This is a genomic window from Amycolatopsis vastitatis (assembly GCF_002234595.1).
Taxonomy (GTDB): domain Bacteria; phylum Actinomycetota; class Actinomycetes; order Mycobacteriales; family Pseudonocardiaceae; genus Amycolatopsis; species Amycolatopsis vastitatis.
Genome location: NZ_NMUL01000005.1, coordinates 180,487 through 197,986 on the forward strand (window position 1 = coordinate 180,487; position 17,500 = coordinate 197,986).

General features: G+C 70.7%; 17 protein-coding genes. 7 read left to right on the top strand and 10 right to left on the bottom strand.

Translation table 11 applies throughout. From position 1 onward, the window contains the following. Window positions 1-139: 139 nt before the first annotated feature. Complete coding sequence (locus CF165_RS04445; protein ID WP_093946116.1) at window positions 140-1,510, bottom strand: FAD-dependent oxidoreductase; 1,371 nt, start codon at window positions 1,508-1,510, stop codon at window positions 140-142. 63 nt (window positions 1,511-1,573) lie between these two features. Here CF165_RS04445 and CF165_RS04450 point away from each other — a divergent pair, with 63 nt between their 5' ends. Then, window positions 1,574-2,197 carry a TetR/AcrR family transcriptional regulator C-terminal domain-containing protein gene (locus tag CF165_RS04450; protein ID WP_093946117.1) on the top strand — a complete coding sequence of 208 codons (624 nt, stop codon included), beginning with the start codon at window positions 1,574-1,576 and terminating at the stop codon, window positions 2,195-2,197. Here CF165_RS04450 and lysA read toward each other — a convergent pair. From lysA to CF165_RS04475, 5 genes are all read right to left on the bottom strand, one after another. Then, window positions 2,175-3,518 (bottom strand): diaminopimelate decarboxylase, encoded by a 1,344-nt coding sequence (lysA, locus tag CF165_RS04455; RefSeq protein WP_093946118.1) that lies wholly within the window; start codon window positions 3,516-3,518, stop codon window positions 2,175-2,177. The two genes, CF165_RS04450 and lysA, sit on opposite strands and share 23 nt — an antisense overlap. Window positions 3,519-3,686: 168 nt before the next feature. After that, entirely contained in the window at window positions 3,687-3,791 is a 105-nt protein-coding gene (locus tag CF165_RS52005; RefSeq protein ID WP_240521445.1) for an RGCVC family protein, read from the bottom strand. Next, window positions 3,788-4,828 (bottom strand): fatty acid desaturase family protein, encoded by a 1,041-nt coding sequence (locus tag CF165_RS04465; RefSeq protein ID WP_093946119.1) that lies wholly within the window; start codon window positions 4,826-4,828, stop codon window positions 3,788-3,790. Before CF165_RS04465 ends, CF165_RS52005 begins: the two co-directional genes overlap by 4 nt. Before the next feature lie 458 nt (window positions 4,829-5,286). Continuing rightward, window positions 5,287-6,189 (bottom strand): dihydrodipicolinate synthase family protein, encoded by a 903-nt coding sequence (locus tag CF165_RS04470; RefSeq protein ID WP_093946120.1) that lies wholly within the window; start codon window positions 6,187-6,189, stop codon window positions 5,287-5,289. Then, the gene (locus CF165_RS04475; protein ID WP_093946121.1) at window positions 6,186-6,890 is read right to left on the bottom strand and encodes a GntR family transcriptional regulator; all 705 of its coding nucleotides are present in this window, start codon (window positions 6,888-6,890) and stop codon (window positions 6,186-6,188) included. Before CF165_RS04475 ends, CF165_RS04470 begins: the two co-directional genes overlap by 4 nt. Before the next feature lie 95 nt (window positions 6,891-6,985). Between CF165_RS04475 and CF165_RS04480 the strand changes: the two genes are divergently transcribed. The 5 genes from CF165_RS04480 (at window position 6,986) to CF165_RS04500 (ending at window position 12,032) form a co-directional block, all read left to right on the top strand. Next, entirely contained in the window at window positions 6,986-8,179 is a 1,194-nt protein-coding gene (locus tag CF165_RS04480) for an extracellular solute-binding protein (protein ID WP_093946122.1), read from the top strand. Further along, the gene (locus tag CF165_RS04485; protein WP_093946123.1) at window positions 8,176-9,219 is read left to right on the top strand and encodes an ABC transporter ATP-binding protein; all 1,044 of its coding nucleotides are present in this window, start codon (window positions 8,176-8,178) and stop codon (window positions 9,217-9,219) included. The genes CF165_RS04480 and CF165_RS04485 overlap by 4 nt, the downstream gene beginning before the upstream one ends. A 109-nt stretch (window positions 9,220-9,328) precedes the next feature. Continuing rightward, window positions 9,329-10,222 (top strand): ABC transporter permease, encoded by an 894-nt coding sequence (locus CF165_RS04490; RefSeq protein WP_093946124.1) that lies wholly within the window; start codon window positions 9,329-9,331, stop codon window positions 10,220-10,222. Window positions 10,223-10,248: 26 nt separating this feature from the next. After that, complete coding sequence (locus CF165_RS04495) at window positions 10,249-11,076, top strand: ABC transporter permease (RefSeq protein WP_093946403.1); 828 nt, start codon at window positions 10,249-10,251, stop codon at window positions 11,074-11,076. A gap of 113 nt (window positions 11,077-11,189) precedes the next feature. Next, the gene (locus CF165_RS04500; protein ID WP_093946125.1) at window positions 11,190-12,032 is read left to right on the top strand and encodes a MerR family transcriptional regulator; all 843 of its coding nucleotides are present in this window, start codon (window positions 11,190-11,192) and stop codon (window positions 12,030-12,032) included. Here the strand turns inward: CF165_RS04500 and thrS are convergent. From thrS to CF165_RS04515, 3 genes are all read right to left on the bottom strand, one after another. Next, window positions 12,019-13,230, bottom strand: a complete 1,212-nt coding sequence (thrS, locus tag CF165_RS04505) for a threonine--tRNA ligase (RefSeq protein ID WP_276209717.1) — start codon at window positions 13,228-13,230, stop codon at window positions 12,019-12,021. The genes CF165_RS04500 and thrS overlap by 14 nt on opposite strands. A 119-nt stretch (window positions 13,231-13,349) precedes the next feature. After that, window positions 13,350-13,820, bottom strand: coding sequence for a heme-degrading domain-containing protein (locus CF165_RS04510; protein ID WP_093946127.1), 471 nt, complete (start codon window positions 13,818-13,820; stop codon window positions 13,350-13,352). A 25-nt stretch (window positions 13,821-13,845) separates the two neighbouring features. Then, window positions 13,846-14,223, bottom strand: a complete 378-nt coding sequence (locus CF165_RS04515; RefSeq protein WP_093946128.1) for a VOC family protein — start codon at window positions 14,221-14,223, stop codon at window positions 13,846-13,848. Window positions 14,224-14,302: 79 nt separating this feature from the next. Between CF165_RS04515 and CF165_RS04520 the strand changes: the two genes are divergently transcribed. Next, window positions 14,303-16,255 (top strand): phosphocholine-specific phospholipase C, encoded by a 1,953-nt coding sequence (locus CF165_RS04520; protein WP_093946129.1) that lies wholly within the window; start codon window positions 14,303-14,305, stop codon window positions 16,253-16,255. On the opposite strand, the gene CF165_RS04525 is transcribed toward CF165_RS04520, so the two are convergent. Then, window positions 16,252-17,481: a M20 metallopeptidase family protein gene (locus CF165_RS04525; RefSeq protein ID WP_093946130.1), complete on the bottom strand. Its 1,230-nt coding sequence runs from the start codon at window positions 17,479-17,481 to the stop codon at window positions 16,252-16,254. The genes CF165_RS04520 and CF165_RS04525 overlap by 4 nt on opposite strands. Window positions 17,482-17,500 lie beyond the last annotated feature (19 nt).

Consider the following 17,500-nt stretch of genomic DNA (forward strand, 5'->3'; position numbering starts at 1 on the left):
AAGCGAGCCCCCGGCGCCAGCTTCGCGTGATCCGGCGTACGTGCCGCTCTCAGCCGAGGAATCGGTGGCGGGGGACGAAAAAGACAAGGCTTTCCGAGGCGGTTTGTCTGCCCGTGCAGCGCGACGTTATCGAGCCGGTCTAGAACCAGGTGTCCAGCGCGATGTCCAGCGAGCCTTCGCCCGCCCAGGCGATCACGCCGTCGGGCCGGAGCAGCAGCGGGCCGGTGTTCGTCACCGGGATGACGTCGACGCGCGAGTCGCCCGGGTGTCCGGTGGTCAGCAGGAGCCCGCGGCCGGTGCGCGTGTGCTCGAACAGCGTCGACTCGCGGCCGTCGTCGTGGACGAGTCCGAGGTCCGGGCAGTGCTCGCCGACCGGCTTCGGGGCGGGGTAAGGGAAGTCGTAGCGGTGACCGGTCCCCGACAGGAGGTCCGCGAAGTACCGGTTCGCCTCGGGCAGGTCCATCAGTTCGGCGACGATCTCCCGCAGCGCGTCGACGTGCGGGCCAGGGGCCAGCAACGCCGACTGCGCGCGCGTGTTGCGTAACACCGCTTCGCCCGCCGGGTGCCTTTCGTGCGTGTACGTGTCGAGGAACGCTTCGGGCTTGTCGCCGCGAAGGACGGCACCGAGCTTCCAGCCCAGGTTGGCCGCGTCCGGGATGCCGAGGTTCAGGCCCTGGCCGCCGCTCGGCGAGTGCACGTGCGCGGCGTCACCGGCGAGGAAGACGCGGCCGAGGCGGTACGTGGCGGCCTGGCGAGCCTGGTCGCCGAACCGCCGTCCGTCGCGAACCTCCTCGACGACGACGTCCGCGCCGGTGACGCGGCGGATCGCCGCGGAAAGCTCGTCCGGGGTCAGCGGTTCGTCGCGCTCGGGACCGGCGGGTTCGGTGACGCCGGCCATGCTGCCGCCGTACATGAACGCGCCGGTGGCGTAACGGCCGCCCGGGGGGACTTCGCCCGCGAACCGGACGCGCCCGGCGATCGTGTGGAGAAGTGCGGGGGTGCCGGGGAAGGCGAACCCGGCGAGTTTCCGGACGGTGCTGCGGCCGCCGTCGCACCCGACGAGGTACTTCGCGCGCCACTCCCGTCCTCCCGCGGTGACGGTCACACCGTCCACATCGGACTGCAGGGTGGTGACCTCGTGGCCGCGCAGTACCCGGACGCCTTCGGCGTGCTTCGCGAGCACGCGTTCCAGCTCGGGCTGCCAGATGTTGGTGCGCGGCCGGCCGGGGTCCGGGGCGATCTTGTGGATGCTCGCGAAGTGGCCGAGCGTGCTGCCGTGGTCGCGGGCGAGTTCCTTCGTGCCTTCGACATCCGCTTCGGCGAGCTGGTCGCCGAGGCCGCGTCGCCGGAGCGCCTCGGTCGCCAGGGCGCCCAGGCCACGCGCCTTGCTCTCTTCGGACGGTGTCTCGCGGCGTTCGAGCACCAGGGTGTCGGCGCCGGCCAGCTCGAGCTCCGCGGCGAGGAACAGGCCCACCGGACCCGCGCCCACGACGATCACGTCGGTATCCATGCTTTCTCCTTAACTTGTTAAGGGGTAGAATCTCCTTAACAAGTTAAGGCGTCAAGGAGGATCATGCCGCTGGAGGTTGCCGACGCGGTGCGCGTCGCGCTTCGCCTGCTCGAAGACGACGGCCTGGACAAGCTGACCGTCCGGCGGCTCGCCGCCGAACTGGGCGTCAAGGCGCCCGCGTTGTACTGGCACTTCCGCAACAAGCGCGCGCTGCTCGACCACCTGACGGACGCCATCGTGGCGCCGGTCGTCGCCGGGCTGGCCGAGAGCGGTCCGTGGCTGAAGTGGCTCGAAGAGGCGGGGTTGGCGCTGCACACGGCGTTGCTCGCGCACCGAGACGGCGCCCGCGTCGCCTTGGGGGCGGACCTGCGCGTGGCCCGCGCGCTCGGGGAGTTCGCCGAGCGCGCGGTGGGCGTGCTGCACGACGCGGGCTTCCCTCTCGGCGACGCGACCCGCGCGGCCGGAGTGCTGGTGCACTTCGTGCTCGGCCGGGCCGTCGAGGACCAGACGCGGCTGCCGCCGGACGAAGAGGCCGCGGCGATCGCGCTCGGCTCGTTCCCGTTTCCGCTGATGGCCCGGGGCCTGCGCGAACGCGCCGGCTCGACGGTCGAGGACGACTTCCGGTACGCGCTCGGGGTGCTCCTGGCCGGGCTGGAGGCCGCCGTCAGCCCAAATCGCGGCGGCTGAGGTCTTCCTCGGTCTCGCGGCGCACCAGCAGCGTCGCGACGCCGTTCTTGACGCCGACCAGCGGCGGCCGGCCGACCTGGTTGTAGTTCGACGCCAGCGAGTGGTGGTACGCGCCGGTGCACGGCACGGCCAGCAGGTCGCCGGCGTGGAGGTCGCCGGGCAGGCAGACGCCGTCGGCGAGGACGTCGCCGGATTCGCAGTGCCGTCCGACGACCGTCATCGGCGTGCGCTTCGCCGTGGAGCGGCGTCCGACCAGGCGCGTCGTGTAGCGCGCGCCGTACAGGGATGGGCGGGCGTTGTCGCTCATGCCGCCGTCGACCGCGACGAACGTGCGGCTCCCGCGCTTGACGGCGCACACGCGGTACACCGTGATCCCGGCGGGCCCGACGATCGCCCGGCCCGGCTCGATCGTCAAGCGGGGCAACGGAAAGCCGTGCGCGGCGCACTCGTAGGCCAGGGCGACGCGCAGGCGTCGCGAGTAGCCGCCTAGGTCGAACGCGGGCTCGCCGCCGGTGTACGGCACCGCGTGCCCGCCGCCGAGGTCGAGCTCCCGCAGCGTGACGCCGTCCGTGTCGCGGATCCGGACGAGCACCTCGGCCATCCGCCGCGCGGCGGCCTCGTACCGGTCGACCCCGCGGACCTGCGAGCCGATGTGGCAGTGCAGTCCGGCGAGCCGCAACCCGGGTTGCGCTCGCACTGCTTCGACGGCGGCGTCGACGTTGTCGCGTACGCCGCCGAGGAGCGAGAAGCCGAACTTCTGGCCTTCAGTGCCGGTGCTGACGGCCGCGTGCGCCCCGGCCGCGACGCCCGGCGTCACCCGGATCATCACCTGCTGGGCGCCGTGGGCGAGCGCGCCGAGCTGCTCGATCTCGTCGAGCGAGTCGACCACGATCCGCCGGACGCCGTATCCGAGTGCGGCCTTCACGTCTTCGGGCGTCTTCGCGTTGCCGTGCAGCAACATGCGCTCCGCGGGGAAGCCGACTGCGCGGGCGACGGCGATCTCGCCAGCGGAGCACGTGTCGAGCGACAACCCCTCTTCGGCGACCCAACGCAGTACAGCCCGCGTACACAACGCCTTGCTCGCGTACGCGACTTCGACGTCCGGCAGCGCTTCGCGGTACTCGCGGGCGGTGTCGCGGACCTGTTGCTCGTCGAGGAGGTACGACGGCGTCCCGAAGCGCGCTGCTAGATGGCTGACGCGCGCGCCGGCGAAGAGGAGTTCGCCGTCTTCACCGAGCCGGGCGCTTCGCGGCCAGACTCCTGGCTCGAGGTGATCGGCGGCTTCGCAGCCGAGGCTGGGAAGAAGCTCGCTGAGCGTCACGGGTGCCTCCGGTGTCGGCGGATCGGATTCCGCCAGGACACCCCCGTCAACGCGGCAGGAGATCACCCGTGAATGCCGTCCTGACGGGTGATCTCCGCTCGCTTACTCGTTTTTGACGCGTGAGTAATCTCGGCCACACGCCGACCGGTCAGTTCCGGCCGGACCGACTCAGCGGAGGGCGACGGCGTCGTGCGCGCCGACCGGGTGCGGGCAGCTGGGGCATTCCCTGCCGGAGCGGGCGACCTCGGGCGTGTCCGGCGCCGGGGCCGTCACGCCGTCACCGTCGCCGGTCGCCGCAGCGGTTCGCTCGCCTCGTGCAGGTGCTGCAGCACGTAGCCGTACGAGCGGAGCCAGCCGCACTGGGCGTAGGAGATGGAGTGCCGGGCGCAGAAGTCCCGGACGATCACCTGCGCGTGCTTGAGGTTCGGCCGCGCCATGCTCGGGAACAGGTGGTGCTCGATCTGGTAGTTCAGCCCGCCGAGGGCGAAGTCGGTCAGCGGGCCGCCGCGGACGTTGCGCGAGGTCAGCACCTGCTTGCGCAGGAAGTCGAGCTGGTGTCCGGTCGCCAGCATCTCCATGCCCTTGTGGTTGGGCGCGAACGAGCAGCCCATGTACAGCCCCCACAGGAACTGGTGCACGAGGATGAAGATGATCCCGGTCAGCGGCGAGAGCACGATGAACACCGCGGCGAGGTAGGCGGCCAGGTGCGCGATCAGCAACGCGGACTCGAGCTTGTGCCGGCGGACGTCCTTGCGCCACACGGCCTTCACACTCGACACGTGCAGGTTCAGGCCTTCGAGGAGCAGCAGCGGGAAGAACAGGAACGCCTGGTACTTCGCCATCCAGCGCAGGAACCCCCGCTTTCGCGAGCTCTGCGCCTTGCTGAACGCGAGCGCCGCGATGTCGACGTCGGGGTCCTCGTCCTCGTGGTTGGGATTGGCGTGGTGCCGCGCGTGCGTGCCGATCCACCAGCCGTAGCTCAGCCCGGTGAGTCCACCGTGGACGAGCCCGGTCGCGTCGTTCGCCTTGCGGCTGCGGAAGATCTGCTTGTGCCCGGCGTCGTGGCCGATGAACGACAGCTGCGCGAACACCATCGCGAAGAACGCGGCGAGGAACAGCTGCCACCACGAGTCGCCGAGGAAGACGAAGGCGACCCAGCCCCCGCCGAATGCGGCGAGGTTGAGCCCGATCCGTGCGGCGTAGTACCGCCGCCGTCGACGCATGAGCCCGGCCGCCTTGATCAGCCGCGACAGCTCGGCGAAATCGCTGCCTGCCGTCGCCGAAGTGTCCGCAACTTGCGTGGAAGTCATCAACGCACCGCTCTGGGAAAGTCTTAAAGGCTTGTCCAGCAACGGTTTCCAGCCCTGACAGGGTCTGGGTCCGGTTCGGGAAAGGGCACTGGGGCCTGGTCGCGGTGGTACCGCGTCCTGCCACCAGCCTCCCACTCCGGGGCGGGATTGGCAATTCCGTCGTGCAGCGGGCAAAGGGTGTACAGTCAGCGACACAGGGACGATCGGTTCGAAGCCGGTCCACCCCGTCATCTACGGGCCGGGCCAACCCCCGACCGGGCAGGAGTCCCGTCCCAGCGTCCCATCGAACCGCAGCCAGGTCGGCCGATCGGCCGACGAGCAGCCGCCCGCAGTCGCGCAGAGTGACAGCCCGAGGCGCCCAACAGGGTTGTGTCGATGATGTCGTTTCGATGAATTCCTGTTCCCCGTCGATCCGTCGGCGAGCCGCGGTTCCGCCGCGGATCGCCGACGGACCGTCGTCAGGACCCCCAGGACGACAACACCCCGGCCACTCGCTCCCGCTCGGCGGCCGTCAGCAACCGGCTCGGCGGCCGGACGTCGGGGCGGCACAGACCGAGCTGGCCGAGCGCGTCCTTGACCACGCTGACGTTGTTGGCGTTCCCGTTGGCGGCCCGCAGCTCTTCGAACGGCCGGATCCGTTCCCAGACCGTCATCGCGGCCGGGAAGTCCCCTGTGGACAGTGCGCGGAACATCTCCAGCGAGATCGCCGGGTCGACGTTCACCAGCCCGGACGTGAAGCCGGTGGCGCCGACGGCGAAGTAGCCGGGCGCCGAAAGTTCAGCCAGCCCCGCGATCCACACGAACCGCTCGAAGCCGGCGTCCCGCGCGACCGAGCCGAACCGCACCGGGTCCGGCACCGCGTACTTCACGCCGATGACGTTCGGCGCCGCCTCGCCCAGCGCTCGTAGCTGCTCGCCGGAGATCGCCGGGTTGCGGACGTAGAGCACGACACCCAGTTCCGGCACGGCCGCAGCGATCGCGGCGTGGTACTCGACCCAGCCGTCACCCGAGATGTACGGGTGCACCGGCTGGTGGATCATGATCATGTCGGCGCCGGTGTTCCGCGCGTGCTGCGCGGCCCGCGTCGCCGACGCGACGTCGTGGCCGATCCCGGCGAGCACGCTCGCCCGGCCGGCCGCGGCCTCGACGGTGATCTCCAGGCAGTGGCGCGCCTCGCCCGCGTCGAGCGCGTAGAACTCACCGGTGTTCCCGTTCGGCGTCACGACCTCGATGCCACCGGTGATCAGCCGGTCCACCAGCTTCGCGTACGTCTCGCCGTCGACGGCGCCCTCGGCGTCGAACGGCGTCACCGGGATGGCCACCACCCCGGAAAGCCGCCGCTTCTGCTCCTCGAACGTCATCGGGCCCCCTTCGGATCGCCGGTTTCGGTGGTGCGGTCGCCGGGGAGCCCGAAGGCGACCCGGTCGATGAAATCGGTGATGTGCTTGCGCAGCAGGTGTTCGGTCTGCCGGGCGTTGCCGCTCTCGGCGGCGTTCAGGATCGCCCGGTGTTCGGCCGCTTCGCCCTGCCAGGTCGGGCTGATGCCCCAGCCGGTGACGGTGATCAGTGCCGCCTGGTCGCGCAGGCCGTCCAGGACCTCGACCAGCAGCGGGTTCCCGCACCCGGAGTAGAGCGCGCGGTGGAACAGCCGGTTGGTCAGGCTGGCCTTCGCGCGGTCGGTGGCCGCGGCGCCGGTCTCGACCTCGGCCAGCACCTGACGCGCCTCGCCGAAGTCCGCACCCTGCTCGACCGCGCGCCGGACGGCTTCGGGCTCGAGGAGCGCGCGCAGGTCGTACACCGCGTACGCGCTCTCGGCGTCCATGACCCGGACCGCCGCCCCCTTGTACGTGCTCATCGTGACCAAACCGGAACCGGCCAGGATCCGCAGTGCCTCGCGCACCGGAGTCTTCGACACCCCGAGCAGCGCGCCCACCTCGGCTTCGACGAGCGTTTCGCCCGGCCCGAACTCGCCGCTCAAGATCGCTTCCTTGATCGCGTCACGGACGAAATCGGTGCGCGAAACGGGCGGCGGCGGCCTCCTGGCCGAAGAAGTGCTCGCCACTGGCATGTCCGATCTGATATACGATGCGACATACAACATTATCACGGACCGAGGGAGCGGCCATGCAGCGTTGCACTGGCTTCCGATTCCGACGAGTGTTGCTGGCGGCAGGCCTCGCCGCCGGTCTGGCGGCCTGCGGCGCGCCCGGCGGTGACGGCGGTCAGGCGGCGAACCCCCAGGCCGTGCCGGACAAGCCGAGCAAGCCGGTCGAGCTCAACATCCTCGACGTCGCGGGCAACCTGCAGCTCACCAAGCAGATGATCGAGAACTTCAAGGCCGCGCACCCGGAAGTGCTCTCGAAGGTCACCTATTCGACGGCGCCCGCGCCGAGCATGGCGGGCAAGCTCAAGGCCGAGCAGGACGGCGGCGTCGCCCAGACGCACCTGGTCCTCAGCGGCACCGACGGCCTCTCGGCCGGCATCGCGAACGGCACCCTGGCCAAGGTCCTCCCGGACTTCGCCGGCCGGTTCCCGAACCTGATGCAGAACTACCAGGAACCCGCGGCGAAGATGCAGGAGCTGACCAACGGCTACGGCGTCGAGGTCGTCTACTACCCGTCCGGCCCGCTGCTGGAGTTCAACCCCGGCAAGGTGCCCGCCGCCCCGGCGTCCCCGCAGGAGCTGCTCGACTGGGCCAAGGCGCACCCGGAGAAGTTCCAGTACGCCCAGCCGTCGAACTCCGGCCCGGGCCGCACGTTCCTGATGGGGTTGCCGTACCTGCTCGGCGACAAGGACCCGAAGGACCCGGACAAGGGCTGGGACAAGACCTGGGCGTTCCTGCAGGAGCTGGGCAAGTACGTGAAGTACTACCCGTCCGGCACCACGGAGACGATGAAGAACCTCGCGTCGGGTTCGGTGGACATGATCATGTCGACGACTGGCTGGGACATCAACCCGCGCAAGCTCGGCACGGTGCCCAACACGGTCAAGACCGCGATCATGCAGCCGATGCACTGGGTCACCGACGCCCAGTACGCCCTGATCCCGAAGGGCCTCTCGCCCGACCAGGAGTCGGCGATCCTGCAGCTGATCGCGTGGATGCTCAAGCCGGACCAGCAGGCCATCGCCTACGACGACGGCTACTTCTACCCCGGCCCTGCGGTCAAGGACGTCACGCTGCAGATGGCGCCGCAGAAGAGCCAGGACACCATCCGGCAGTTCGGGCGCCCGGAGTACGAGCAGTGGATCGCGCAGTACCCCAAGGAGACCTCGCTGCCTGCCGAGCAGCAGGTCAAGGCGTTCGACAAGTGGAACCAGCTGGTCGGCGGCTCGAAGGTCGGCAAGAAGTGACGTTCCAGCAGCTGCGGCTGGACGGAGTTTCGCGCAGCTTCGGCACCGCGAACGCCCTGAGCGGCCTCGACCTCGCCATCGCACGCGGCGAGTTCGTGGCCCTCCTCGGCCCGTCCGGCTGCGGCAAGTCGACCGCGCTCAACTGCCTGGCCGGCCTGCTGCCGCTGACCGGCGGCAGCATCTGGCTCGACGACGCCCGGATCGACGGGCAGCCGCCGGAGCAGCGCGGGTTCGGCATGGTCTTCCAGAACTACGCGCTGTTCCCGCACATGTCCGTCCGCGCGAACGTCGGGTTCGGCCTCAAGATGCGCAAGGTCGGCCGTGCCGAGGCCCGCCGCCGCGTCGACGAAGCCCTGCGCCTGGTGCAGCTCACCGAGCACGCGGCGAAGTTCCCTGCCCAGCTGTCCGGCGGCCAGCAGCAGCGCGTCGCCATCGCCCGCGCCGTGGTGCTGGAGCCGCCGGTGGTCCTGATGGACGAGCCACTGTCCAATTTGGACGCCAAGCTCCGTCTGGAGATGCGGATGGAGATCCGCCGCCTCCACCAGACGCTCGGCCTCACCACGGTGTACGTCACCCACGACCAGGAGGAGGCCCTGTCGCTGGCCGACCGCCTGGTGGTGCTGCGCGACGGCGCGGTCCAGCAGATCGGCACCCCCGAGGAGGTCTACGCCCAGCCGGTGAACAGCTATGTCGCCTCCTTCATGGGTTACCGCAACCTCTTGGACGTGACGGTCACCGGCGCCGCGGGCTCGTCGGTCACCGTCGAGGGCGCGGGAGTCCGTCTGACCGGCCGCGGCTCGCTCACGGAGGGCCCGGCGAAGGCGGCGATCCGCCCGGAGGACTTCGTGGTCGGCGACGGCACGGAGAACGCCCTCGACGTGACGGTCGAGATCGTCGAGTACCACGGCCGCGAGTTGTCGGTCTCCGCCCGGCTGGCGACCGGGGTGCCGGTCTACTTCCGGACGGACAAGCGCCTGGCCCCCGGCGACACGGCGAAGATCGGTGTCCCGGCCGAGCGGGTCCTGGTGTTCGCACCGTGACCGCCGCAGCCGCCGTGACCGACCGCGCGGTGGTCGTCGGTGTTTCCGCCATGCCCGCCGCGGTCCTGCCCGCGCGGGTCCTGCCTGCGCGAGTCCTGGTGGTCGAGTCATGACCGCCGTCGCGAGCGCCCGGCCCGCACTGCGTCACCGCCTGGCCGAACGCGGTGTCGACCGCACCCTGCTGCTCCTGGTGCCCGGCCTGCTGGTCACCGCCTGCCTGTTCCTGTACCCCTTCCTCTACGGCCTCCAGTTGTCGTTCGCCCCGCGCAAGGGCGGGGTCTTCGCGAACTACGCGCGGTTCTTCGGCGACCCGTACCTGCGCGACACGATCTGGACGACGCTGGGCATCGCGCTGCCCGCGACGTTCATCAACGTCCTCGCCAGCATCCCGATCGCGTACGTGATGCGCGGCCGCGTCCGCGGCAAACGCCTCCTGACGACGATCCTGGTCGTGCCGATCACGCTCGGCACGGTGCTCACCGCGCAGGGCCTGATCATGTACGGCGGGCCGGCGGGCTGGCTGAACAAGGTGCTCACCGTCCTCGGTATCACCGACCAGCCGCTGCCGCTGATCCACAACTACACCGGCGTGCTCCTGTCGCTCGTGATCACCGGCTTCCCGTTCTCCTTCCTGCTCACGTTGTCCTATCTGTCGGGCATCGACCCCTCCCTGGAGAAGGCGGCCGCGACGCTCGGCGCGAACGGCGTCCAGCGCTTCCGGCGGATCACGCTGCCCCTGCTGGCGCCCGGCCTGGCGATCACCTTCTGTCTCTCGTTCGTCATGGCGTTCTCGGTGTTCCCTTCGGCGCAGCTCGTCGGCGACCCCGCGAACGAGACCCGTGTCATCTCGATCGCGGCCTACCACGCCGCCTTCGAGGAGTACGACTACTCGATGGGCTCGGCCGTCGCGATGCTCATGGCGGTGATCATGCTGATCGTGATCGGCCTGGTCATGGCGTGGCGCGGCACGCTGTACCGCGGAGCGACCGGAGGCAAGGGTTGACCACGAAAGGTATGACCACGAACGGGGTGACCGGTTGGGTCGCGCGTCCCGGACGTTGGGTCGTCTGGGCCGTGGTCGTGTTCTTCTTCGTCAACCTCGCGGGCGTGGTGCTCTCGGTGGTCGTCGACTCGTTCGGCACGCAGTGGTTCGGAAGCTGGCTCCCGGACGGCTTCACCACCCACTGGTACGCCGACGCCTGGCGCGAGTTCGGCCTGTCGGACGTCCTCCTCACTACGGCGATCGTCGCCCTCGTGGTGATCGCCGTGTCGGTGGCGGTCGGCGTCCCGGCCGCCTACGCGCTGGCCCGCCGCTCGTTCCCCGGCAAGCGCCTGGTGATGCTGCTGTTCGTCCTGCCGATCCTGATCCCTCCCATCACCTACGGCATCCCGCTGGCCACCGTGCTGTACAAGTTCCACCTCGCCGGCACGATCACCGGCGTCATCCTGGCCAACCTGGTGCCGTCAGTGCCGTTCGTCGTGCTGACGATGACGCCGTTCATCGAGCAGATCGACCCCAAGATCGAAGCCGCGGCCCGCATGTCCGGCGCGCGGACCGTCTCGGTGTTCACCCGCATCCTCGGCCCGCTGCTGCTGCCGGGGATCCTGGCCGCGTCGATCCTCGTGCTGGTGCGGACGGTCGGCATGTTCGAGCTGACGTTCCTCACCGCGGGCCCGGACTCGACGACCCTCGTCGTGGCGCTCTACAACTCCGTGTTCGCCGCGGGCATCCGGGCCAACCAGTCGGTCGACGCCATGGCGACCATCTACACCGCGTCCATGCTCGTGCTCCTTCTCGTCGCGTTGCGGTTCGTGAACCCGACCCAGCTGGTGACCCGGATCCGGGAGGAGACCTAGTTCGTTCGCTCATGTGATCGACTTTACCGCGGATCATCGAACATGTGATCGACACGATCGAGCGAAGTCGCAGGTCTTGCGCCTCCCCCGAGGGGAGCTGCCACGCTTGCGCCATGCAGTATTCGATCGGCGAACTCGCCCACCGGACCGGGCTGACGGTCAAGGCCGTCCGGTTCTACTCGGATCGCGGCCTCGTGCCGCCGTCCGGGCGCAACACCGCGGGCCAGCGCCGTTACGACGACGCCGCGCTCGCCCGGCTCGACGTCATCCGGGTCCTCCGCGACCTCGGCATCGACCTCGCCACGATCCGGCGGGTGATCGACGGCGAGACCACCGTCGCGGAGGTCGCGGCAGAGCACGTCGCGGCGGTGGAGGTGCAGATCGGCGTGCTGCGCCGGCGAAGTGCGGTGCTGAAGGCAGTGGCGGACCGCGGTTCGCCTCCCGGGGCGGCGAGGCTCGTGCACCAGCAGGCCCTGCTGTCCGAAGTGGAGCGGCAGTGCCTGGTCGGCGACTTCCTCGCCGATGCCTTGGGTGATCGTTCCGAGCTGGCGGGGATCGCCCGTACCTTGACCCCGGACCTGCCCGGGGACCCCAGCCCCGAACAGGCTGAGGCGTGGATCGAGCTGGCCGCGCTGATGCGGGACACGGAGTTCCGCGCGAACCTGCGCCGGCTCGCGGACGGCCACCAAGCCGGCTTGCGCCGTGACCTGGCGGCCGAGGTGCGGGACGCCGTCACGCCGGCCCTCGCAGCCGGGATCGTGCCGAAGTCCCCGGCGGCGAAGGCGATCGTCGACGGCCTGGGGCGGGATCCCGGCGAGCTGCGGGAGTGGCTCGACGTCGTCAACGATCCGCGCCGCGAGCGCTACCTGGAGCTGTTGGGGGTGATCAACGGCTGGGCGGCACCGGAAAGCCTGGCTTCCGCCTTCGACTGGCTGGCCGAGGCTATGGCAGCCTGACCACCTCCCGGATGGACGCAATCGCGTCCTCGGCCGGTCGCGCGTCGAGACGGCGCCCGTCGCGCAGCCGCAGCGAAAGCCGGCCCGCCGCGACCTCCTCCGGACCGATCACGGCCTGGTAGGGCGCCAGCCGTCCCTCGCGGATCCGCGCGCCGAGGCTGCCCTGCGAGACGATCTCCGCCCGCAGGTCCCCGCACCGGTCCAGAACCGACTGCGCGTAGGGCAGTTCGGCAGACGACAACGGAAGCAACCGCAGCTGGACCGGCGCGAGCCAAGCCGGGAACGCGCCACCGTGGACCTCGACGAGGTGCGCCACCGCGCGCTCCACGCTGCCGATGACGCTGCGGTGCACCATGACCGGCCGGTGCTTCGCCGCGTCCGCGCCGACGTACTCCAGCCCGAACCGCTCCGGCTGGTGGAAGTCGACCTGGACGGTGGAGAGGGTCGACTCGCGGCCCGCGCTGTCGGCGATCTGGACGTCGATCTTCGGCCCGTAGAAGGCCGCTTCGCCCTCGACGGCGTCGTACGGAAGCCCGTCGAGGACGGACCGCAGGATTTCCGCCGACCGGTCCCAGTTCCCGGCCACGTACTTCCCGCCGGCGCCCGGGAGCGAAAGCCGGTACCGCGCCGGGCTGATGCCGAGCGCGTCGTAGGCCCGCCGGATCATCCCCAGCGCGGCGGCCGCCTCGGCTTCGACCTGGTCGAGGGTGCAGAAGATGTGCGCGTCGTTGAGCTGGATCGCGCGGACGCGGTTCAGCCCCCCGAGCACTCCGGACAGCTCGCTGCGGTACATCCCGCCGAGCTCGGCGATCCGCAGTGGCAGCTCACGGTAGCTGCGCCCGCGCGAACGGTAGATCAGCGCGTGGTGCGGGCACAGGCTCGGCCGCAGCACGAGCTGCTCGCCGCCGACGTCCATCGGCGGGTACATGTCGTCGCGGTAGTGCGCCCAGTGCCCCGAGATCTCGTACAGCTCGCGTTTGCCGAGCACCGGCGAATGGACGTGCCGGTAGCCCGCCCGCCGTTCGAGACCGCGGACGTACTCCTCGATGCTGTGGCGGACGATCGCGCCGTCGGGCAGCCAGTAGGGCAGGCCCGCGCCGATCAGCGGGTCGGTGCCGAAGAGGCCGAGTTCGCGGCCGAGCTTGCGGTGGTCGTGCATTGTGGACTCCCTCGTGGACGGCGAGGCGGAAGACCACAAGACGAAGCCCGGGGCGACCGCCCCGGGCTGGAGACATCGTTCAGCGCGCCGGGACACTCTCCGGCGTCGTCGTGGAAACAGCGCGCTTCATGTCTTCGACGGTAGCAGCGCGCGCCAGCTCATTTCCCGGTCAGGAACAGCTCCAGCTGCTCGACGACGAACGCGTGGTCGTCGGCCTGCGGGAGCCCGGACACGCCGACCGTGCCGACCGGGCCGACCCCGCGGACGAGCACCGGGAACACGCCGCCGTGGGCCGCGTACTCGTCCGGGTCCAGGCGGGAGGCATCCTCGAACGAGCTGCCCTCCGCGCGGAACTGCGTGCCGACCAGGAAGGAGCTGTGCCCGTAGCGGTCGACGACGCGGCTCTTGCGGTCGATCCACGCGTCGTTGTCGGCGGACGTGCCGGGCAGCGCGGCGTGGAAGAGCCGCTGGCCGTTGCGGCGGACGGAGACCGTCACCGGCAGGCCGCGGTCCCGCGCGGCCGCCAGCAGCTGCTGGCCGAGCGCGAGCGCGGTCTCGTTGTCGAACTTCGCGAACTGGAGGCGTTCCTCCTGGTCGGCGAGCTGGGCGAGGAGATCGGCGTCGGTCATGCCACTATTAAATCAACGCTGTTGTTTAATCGCCAGTGAACTCGGTCAGGGACAGCACGTTGTCATCCGGATCGGTGAACCAGGCGATCCGGGCACCGGGCGTGGTCCAGATTTTGTCGGTGTCCTGTGGCAGCGTGTCGAACGTGAGGAACTCCACGCCACGGCCACGCAGCTCGGCCACTGCTTCCCGGATGTCGGCGACCGCCCAGCCGAGCACCGTGAACGGCTGCGGCGTCAACTCGGCCACGGCGGTGACGCGCAGCATGGTCGCGCCACTGCGGAACACACACGCGAAGGGGGTTTGCTCGATGAACTCGAGCCCGGCGACGTCCGTGTAGAAGGCACGTGAGCGCTCCAGGTCGGTCGAAGGTGCGAAGGCGACCAGTTCCGCTGAGCTGAGCATGGCTCCACCTCTCTCAGCGGTGAAGGTACTCCCTTGCCCGGGCCGTTGACGTGGGGAAAGCTCGCCCGAGGAGGTGGGCATGGGCCGGATCCGGCGGCGCACGGTGCTCGGTGGCGCGGCCGCGGCCACCGTCGCCGGCGCGCTGTCCGCCGCGTGCGCTCCGGCGTCGCGGAAGGGCACGATCGACGACGTCCGCCACGTCGTGGTGCTGATGCAGGAGAACCGGTCGTTCGACCACTACTACGGCACCATGGCGGGCGTGCGCGGGTTCGGCGACCGTGCCGCACTGCGTGACGTCTTCCGCCAGCCGGCCAAGGCGGGTGGCGCGCCGGTGCTGCCGTTCCGGATCGACACGTCCGTTGTGGACGGTCAGGACCTCGGCGAGCTGCCGCACGACTGGAACAGCACGCACCGCGCGTGGAACGGCGGCGCGTACGACGGCTGGATCGCGGCGAAGAGCCCCATGACGATGGGGTACTTCACGCGCGACGACATCCCGTTCCAGCACGCGCTGGCGAGTGCGTTCACGCTGTGCGACCACTACTTCTGCTCGATCCAGGGCCCGACCCACCCGAACCGGCTGTACCACTGGACCGGCACGATCGACCCGGACGGCGTCGCCGGCGGTCCCGCGACGCACAACGCGCCCGACTACGAGCCCTCCTTCCGCTGGACGACGTACCCGGAGCGGCTGGAGGCGGCGGGCATCTCGTGGCGGATCTACGCGAACGACGAGGAGCGCGGCGTCCCCGAGCACTTCGTCGGCGACTACGGCGACAACCCGCTGTGGCTGTTCCAGAACTTCCACGACGCGCTGCACTCGATGGACCCGGTGAAGCGGCGGCTGGCCGAGCGCGCGAACCTGCGCACGAAGCTCAAGCCCGACTCCGGGAAGGGCAAGGACCTCGACCACGTGCTGGCCGAGTTCCTCGGCGACTGCGCGGCCGGGACGCTGCCCGCGGTGTCGTGGGTCGTCGCCCCGTACGGCTACTGCGAGCACCCCGCCGCCCGGCCGGTCGACGGCGCCGCGTACCTCCAGCGGATGCTGAAAGCGTTGTGGGACAAGCCGGACCTGTGGGCGTCGACCGTCGTCTTCGTCAACTACGACGAGAACGACGGCTTCTTCGACCACGTCGTCCCGCCGACGCCGCCGCCCGGCACACCCGGCGAGTACCTGCCGGGGAACCGGCCGGAGAAGGGCCGTCCGTCCGGGGCGCCCGTCCCGATCGGGCTGGGGCCCCGCGTGCCGATGACGGTCGTCTCGCCGTGGAGCCGCGGCGGCTGGGTGAACTCGCAGGTCTTCGACCACACGTCGGTGCTGCGGTTCCTGGAGACGTGGACCGGCGTGCGCGAGCCGAACATCTCGGCGTGGCGCCGCGCCATCTGTGGCGACCTGACCAGCTGTTTCGACTTCCGCACCCATGACACGACGATCCCGCTGCTCCCGGACGCGGACGCGTTGCGCGCCGAAGCCGACCGGACGCAGAAACGGCTCCCCAAGCCCGGGCTGGGGCCCGGCGCGCTGTGGCAGGAGCCCGGCACGGCGAAGGCGCGTCCGCTGCCGTACCAGCCGGTCGCCTGGGTCACGGCCGAGGCGGACGTCCTGAAGCTGCACCTGGCCAACCACGGCACGCAGGCGCTGCAGCTGGCCGCGCACGCCTACCACGCGGGCGGGATGTCACAACGCTTCGACGTCGGCCCGAAGAGCGATACGACCAGCGAAGTCGGGTACGGCGGGACGTACGACGTGGCCATCCACGGCCCGAACGGCTTCGTCGTCGAGGCCTCGGGTGGCCCGGGCCTCGACGCCGCCGTCACGTTCGTGAACACGCCCGCGCTGCGGGTGACGGTGACCAACAGCGGGCCGTCGCCGGTCACGCTGAACGACGTCACCGTCCCGCCGGGCGGCTCGCACGACTTCCCGGTGCCGGCGGAGAACGGCTGGTACGACGTCACGTTCGAGACGCCGGGGTGGCGTCGCCGGTTCGCCGGCCACCTCGAGAACGGCCGCCCGTCGCGCACCGCGCCTTAACGCAGGGCGTCCAGCGCGAAGGCGGCGAGCATCGCGACACCGCTCGGCATCGCGTCCTCGTCGAAGAGCACGCGGTTGGAATGGTTCGCCGCCGCTTCGGCCGGGTCGACGCCGGGCGGGCACGCCCCGAGGAACGCGTAGGCACCCGGAACGCGTTGCAGGACGTAGGAGAAGTCCTCGGCACCCATCAGCGGGTCGGCGAGCAGCTCGACGTTCTCCGGCCCGAGCACGGCCGCGCCGAGCCGCAGCACCTCGGCGGCGATCCGGTCGTCGTTGACGGTCACCGGGTAACCCGGCTCGACGTCGGCGACCACGCGGCAGCCGTAGGCCGCGCCGACCTGTTCGCACACCTTCGGCAGCTCGGCGCGGACCAGCGCGCGCGTCTGCTCGGACAGCGTGCGGATCGTGCCCTCCAGTTCTGCGGTCTCCGGGATGATGTTGGTCGTCGTGCCGGCCTGGATCCGGGTCACCGAGAGCACCGCGGGGTCGAACACGCTGACCCGGCGCGTGATCATCGTGTGCAGTGCCCCGACCATCGCCGCGGCCGCGGGCACCGGGTCGATCGTGTGCTGCGGCGCGGAGCCGTGGCCGCCCTTGCCGGTGACGCGCACGTGGAACGAGTCCGCCGACGCCATCAACGGGCCCGGCCGCAGCTGCAGCAGCCCGCTGGGCGCGTTGGCGAGGATGTGCACGCCGAACGCGCGCTCGACCCGCGTCCCGGCGGCGTCGAGCACGCCCTCGTGGATCATGAACCGGGCGCCGTGGTGACCTTCCTCACCCGGCTGGAACATGAACACGACCGACCCGGCGAGCTGGTCCCGGCGTTCGGCGAGCAGCCGGGCCGCCGACGCCAGCATCGCGACGTGCGTGTCGTGCCCGCACGCGTGCATCGACTCCGGGTCTTCGGACGCGAAGTCGAGCCCGGTCTCCTCGGTCAGCGGCAGCGCGTCCATGTCCCCGCGCAGCAGCACCGACGGGCCCGGCCGCGAGCCCCGCAGGACGGCGGTCAGCGACGTCGTGGCCTTGCCCTCGGTGATCTCCAGCGGCAGGCCGTCGAGGGCCTCCCGGATCGCCGCCTGCGTGCGCGGCAGGTGGAGGCCCTGTTCCGGGTGGCGGTGCACGGCCCGCCGGAGGGCGACCGTGCGGTCCTGGAGCGCCCGCGCGTCGTCGAGAAGCCCGGCGAACGGCGTGCCGGGCAAGGTGGGCAGGTCAGTGGGGCCGGTCATGGTCCCGATAGTGCCGCAT

Coding starts and splice junctions, on each gene's coding strand:
- CF165_RS04445 (WP_093946116.1), bottom strand. CDS start 1,510: ATGGATACCGACGTGATCGTCGTGGGCGCGGGTCCGGTGGGCCTGTTC.
- CF165_RS04450 (WP_093946117.1), top strand. CDS start 1,574: ATGCCGCTGGAGGTTGCCGACGCGGTGCGCGTCGCGCTTCGCCTGCTC.
- CF165_RS04465 (WP_093946119.1), bottom strand. CDS start 4,828: ATGACTTCCACGCAAGTTGCGGACACTTCGGCGACGGCAGGCAGCGAT.
- CF165_RS04470 (WP_093946120.1), bottom strand. CDS start 6,189: ATGACGTTCGAGGAGCAGAAGCGGCGGCTTTCCGGGGTGGTGGCCATC.
- CF165_RS04490 (WP_093946124.1), top strand. CDS start 9,329: ATGACCGCCGTCGCGAGCGCCCGGCCCGCACTGCGTCACCGCCTGGCC.
- CF165_RS04500 (WP_093946125.1), top strand. CDS start 11,190: ATGCAGTATTCGATCGGCGAACTCGCCCACCGGACCGGGCTGACGGTC.
- CF165_RS04510 (WP_093946127.1), bottom strand. CDS start 13,820: ATGACCGACGCCGATCTCCTCGCCCAGCTCGCCGACCAGGAGGAACGC.
- CF165_RS04515 (WP_093946128.1), bottom strand. CDS start 14,223: ATGCTCAGCTCAGCGGAACTGGTCGCCTTCGCACCTTCGACCGACCTG.
- CF165_RS04520 (WP_093946129.1), top strand. CDS start 14,303: ATGGGCCGGATCCGGCGGCGCACGGTGCTCGGTGGCGCGGCCGCGGCC.
- CF165_RS04525 (WP_093946130.1), bottom strand. CDS start 17,481: ATGACCGGCCCCACTGACCTGCCCACCTTGCCCGGCACGCCGTTCGCC.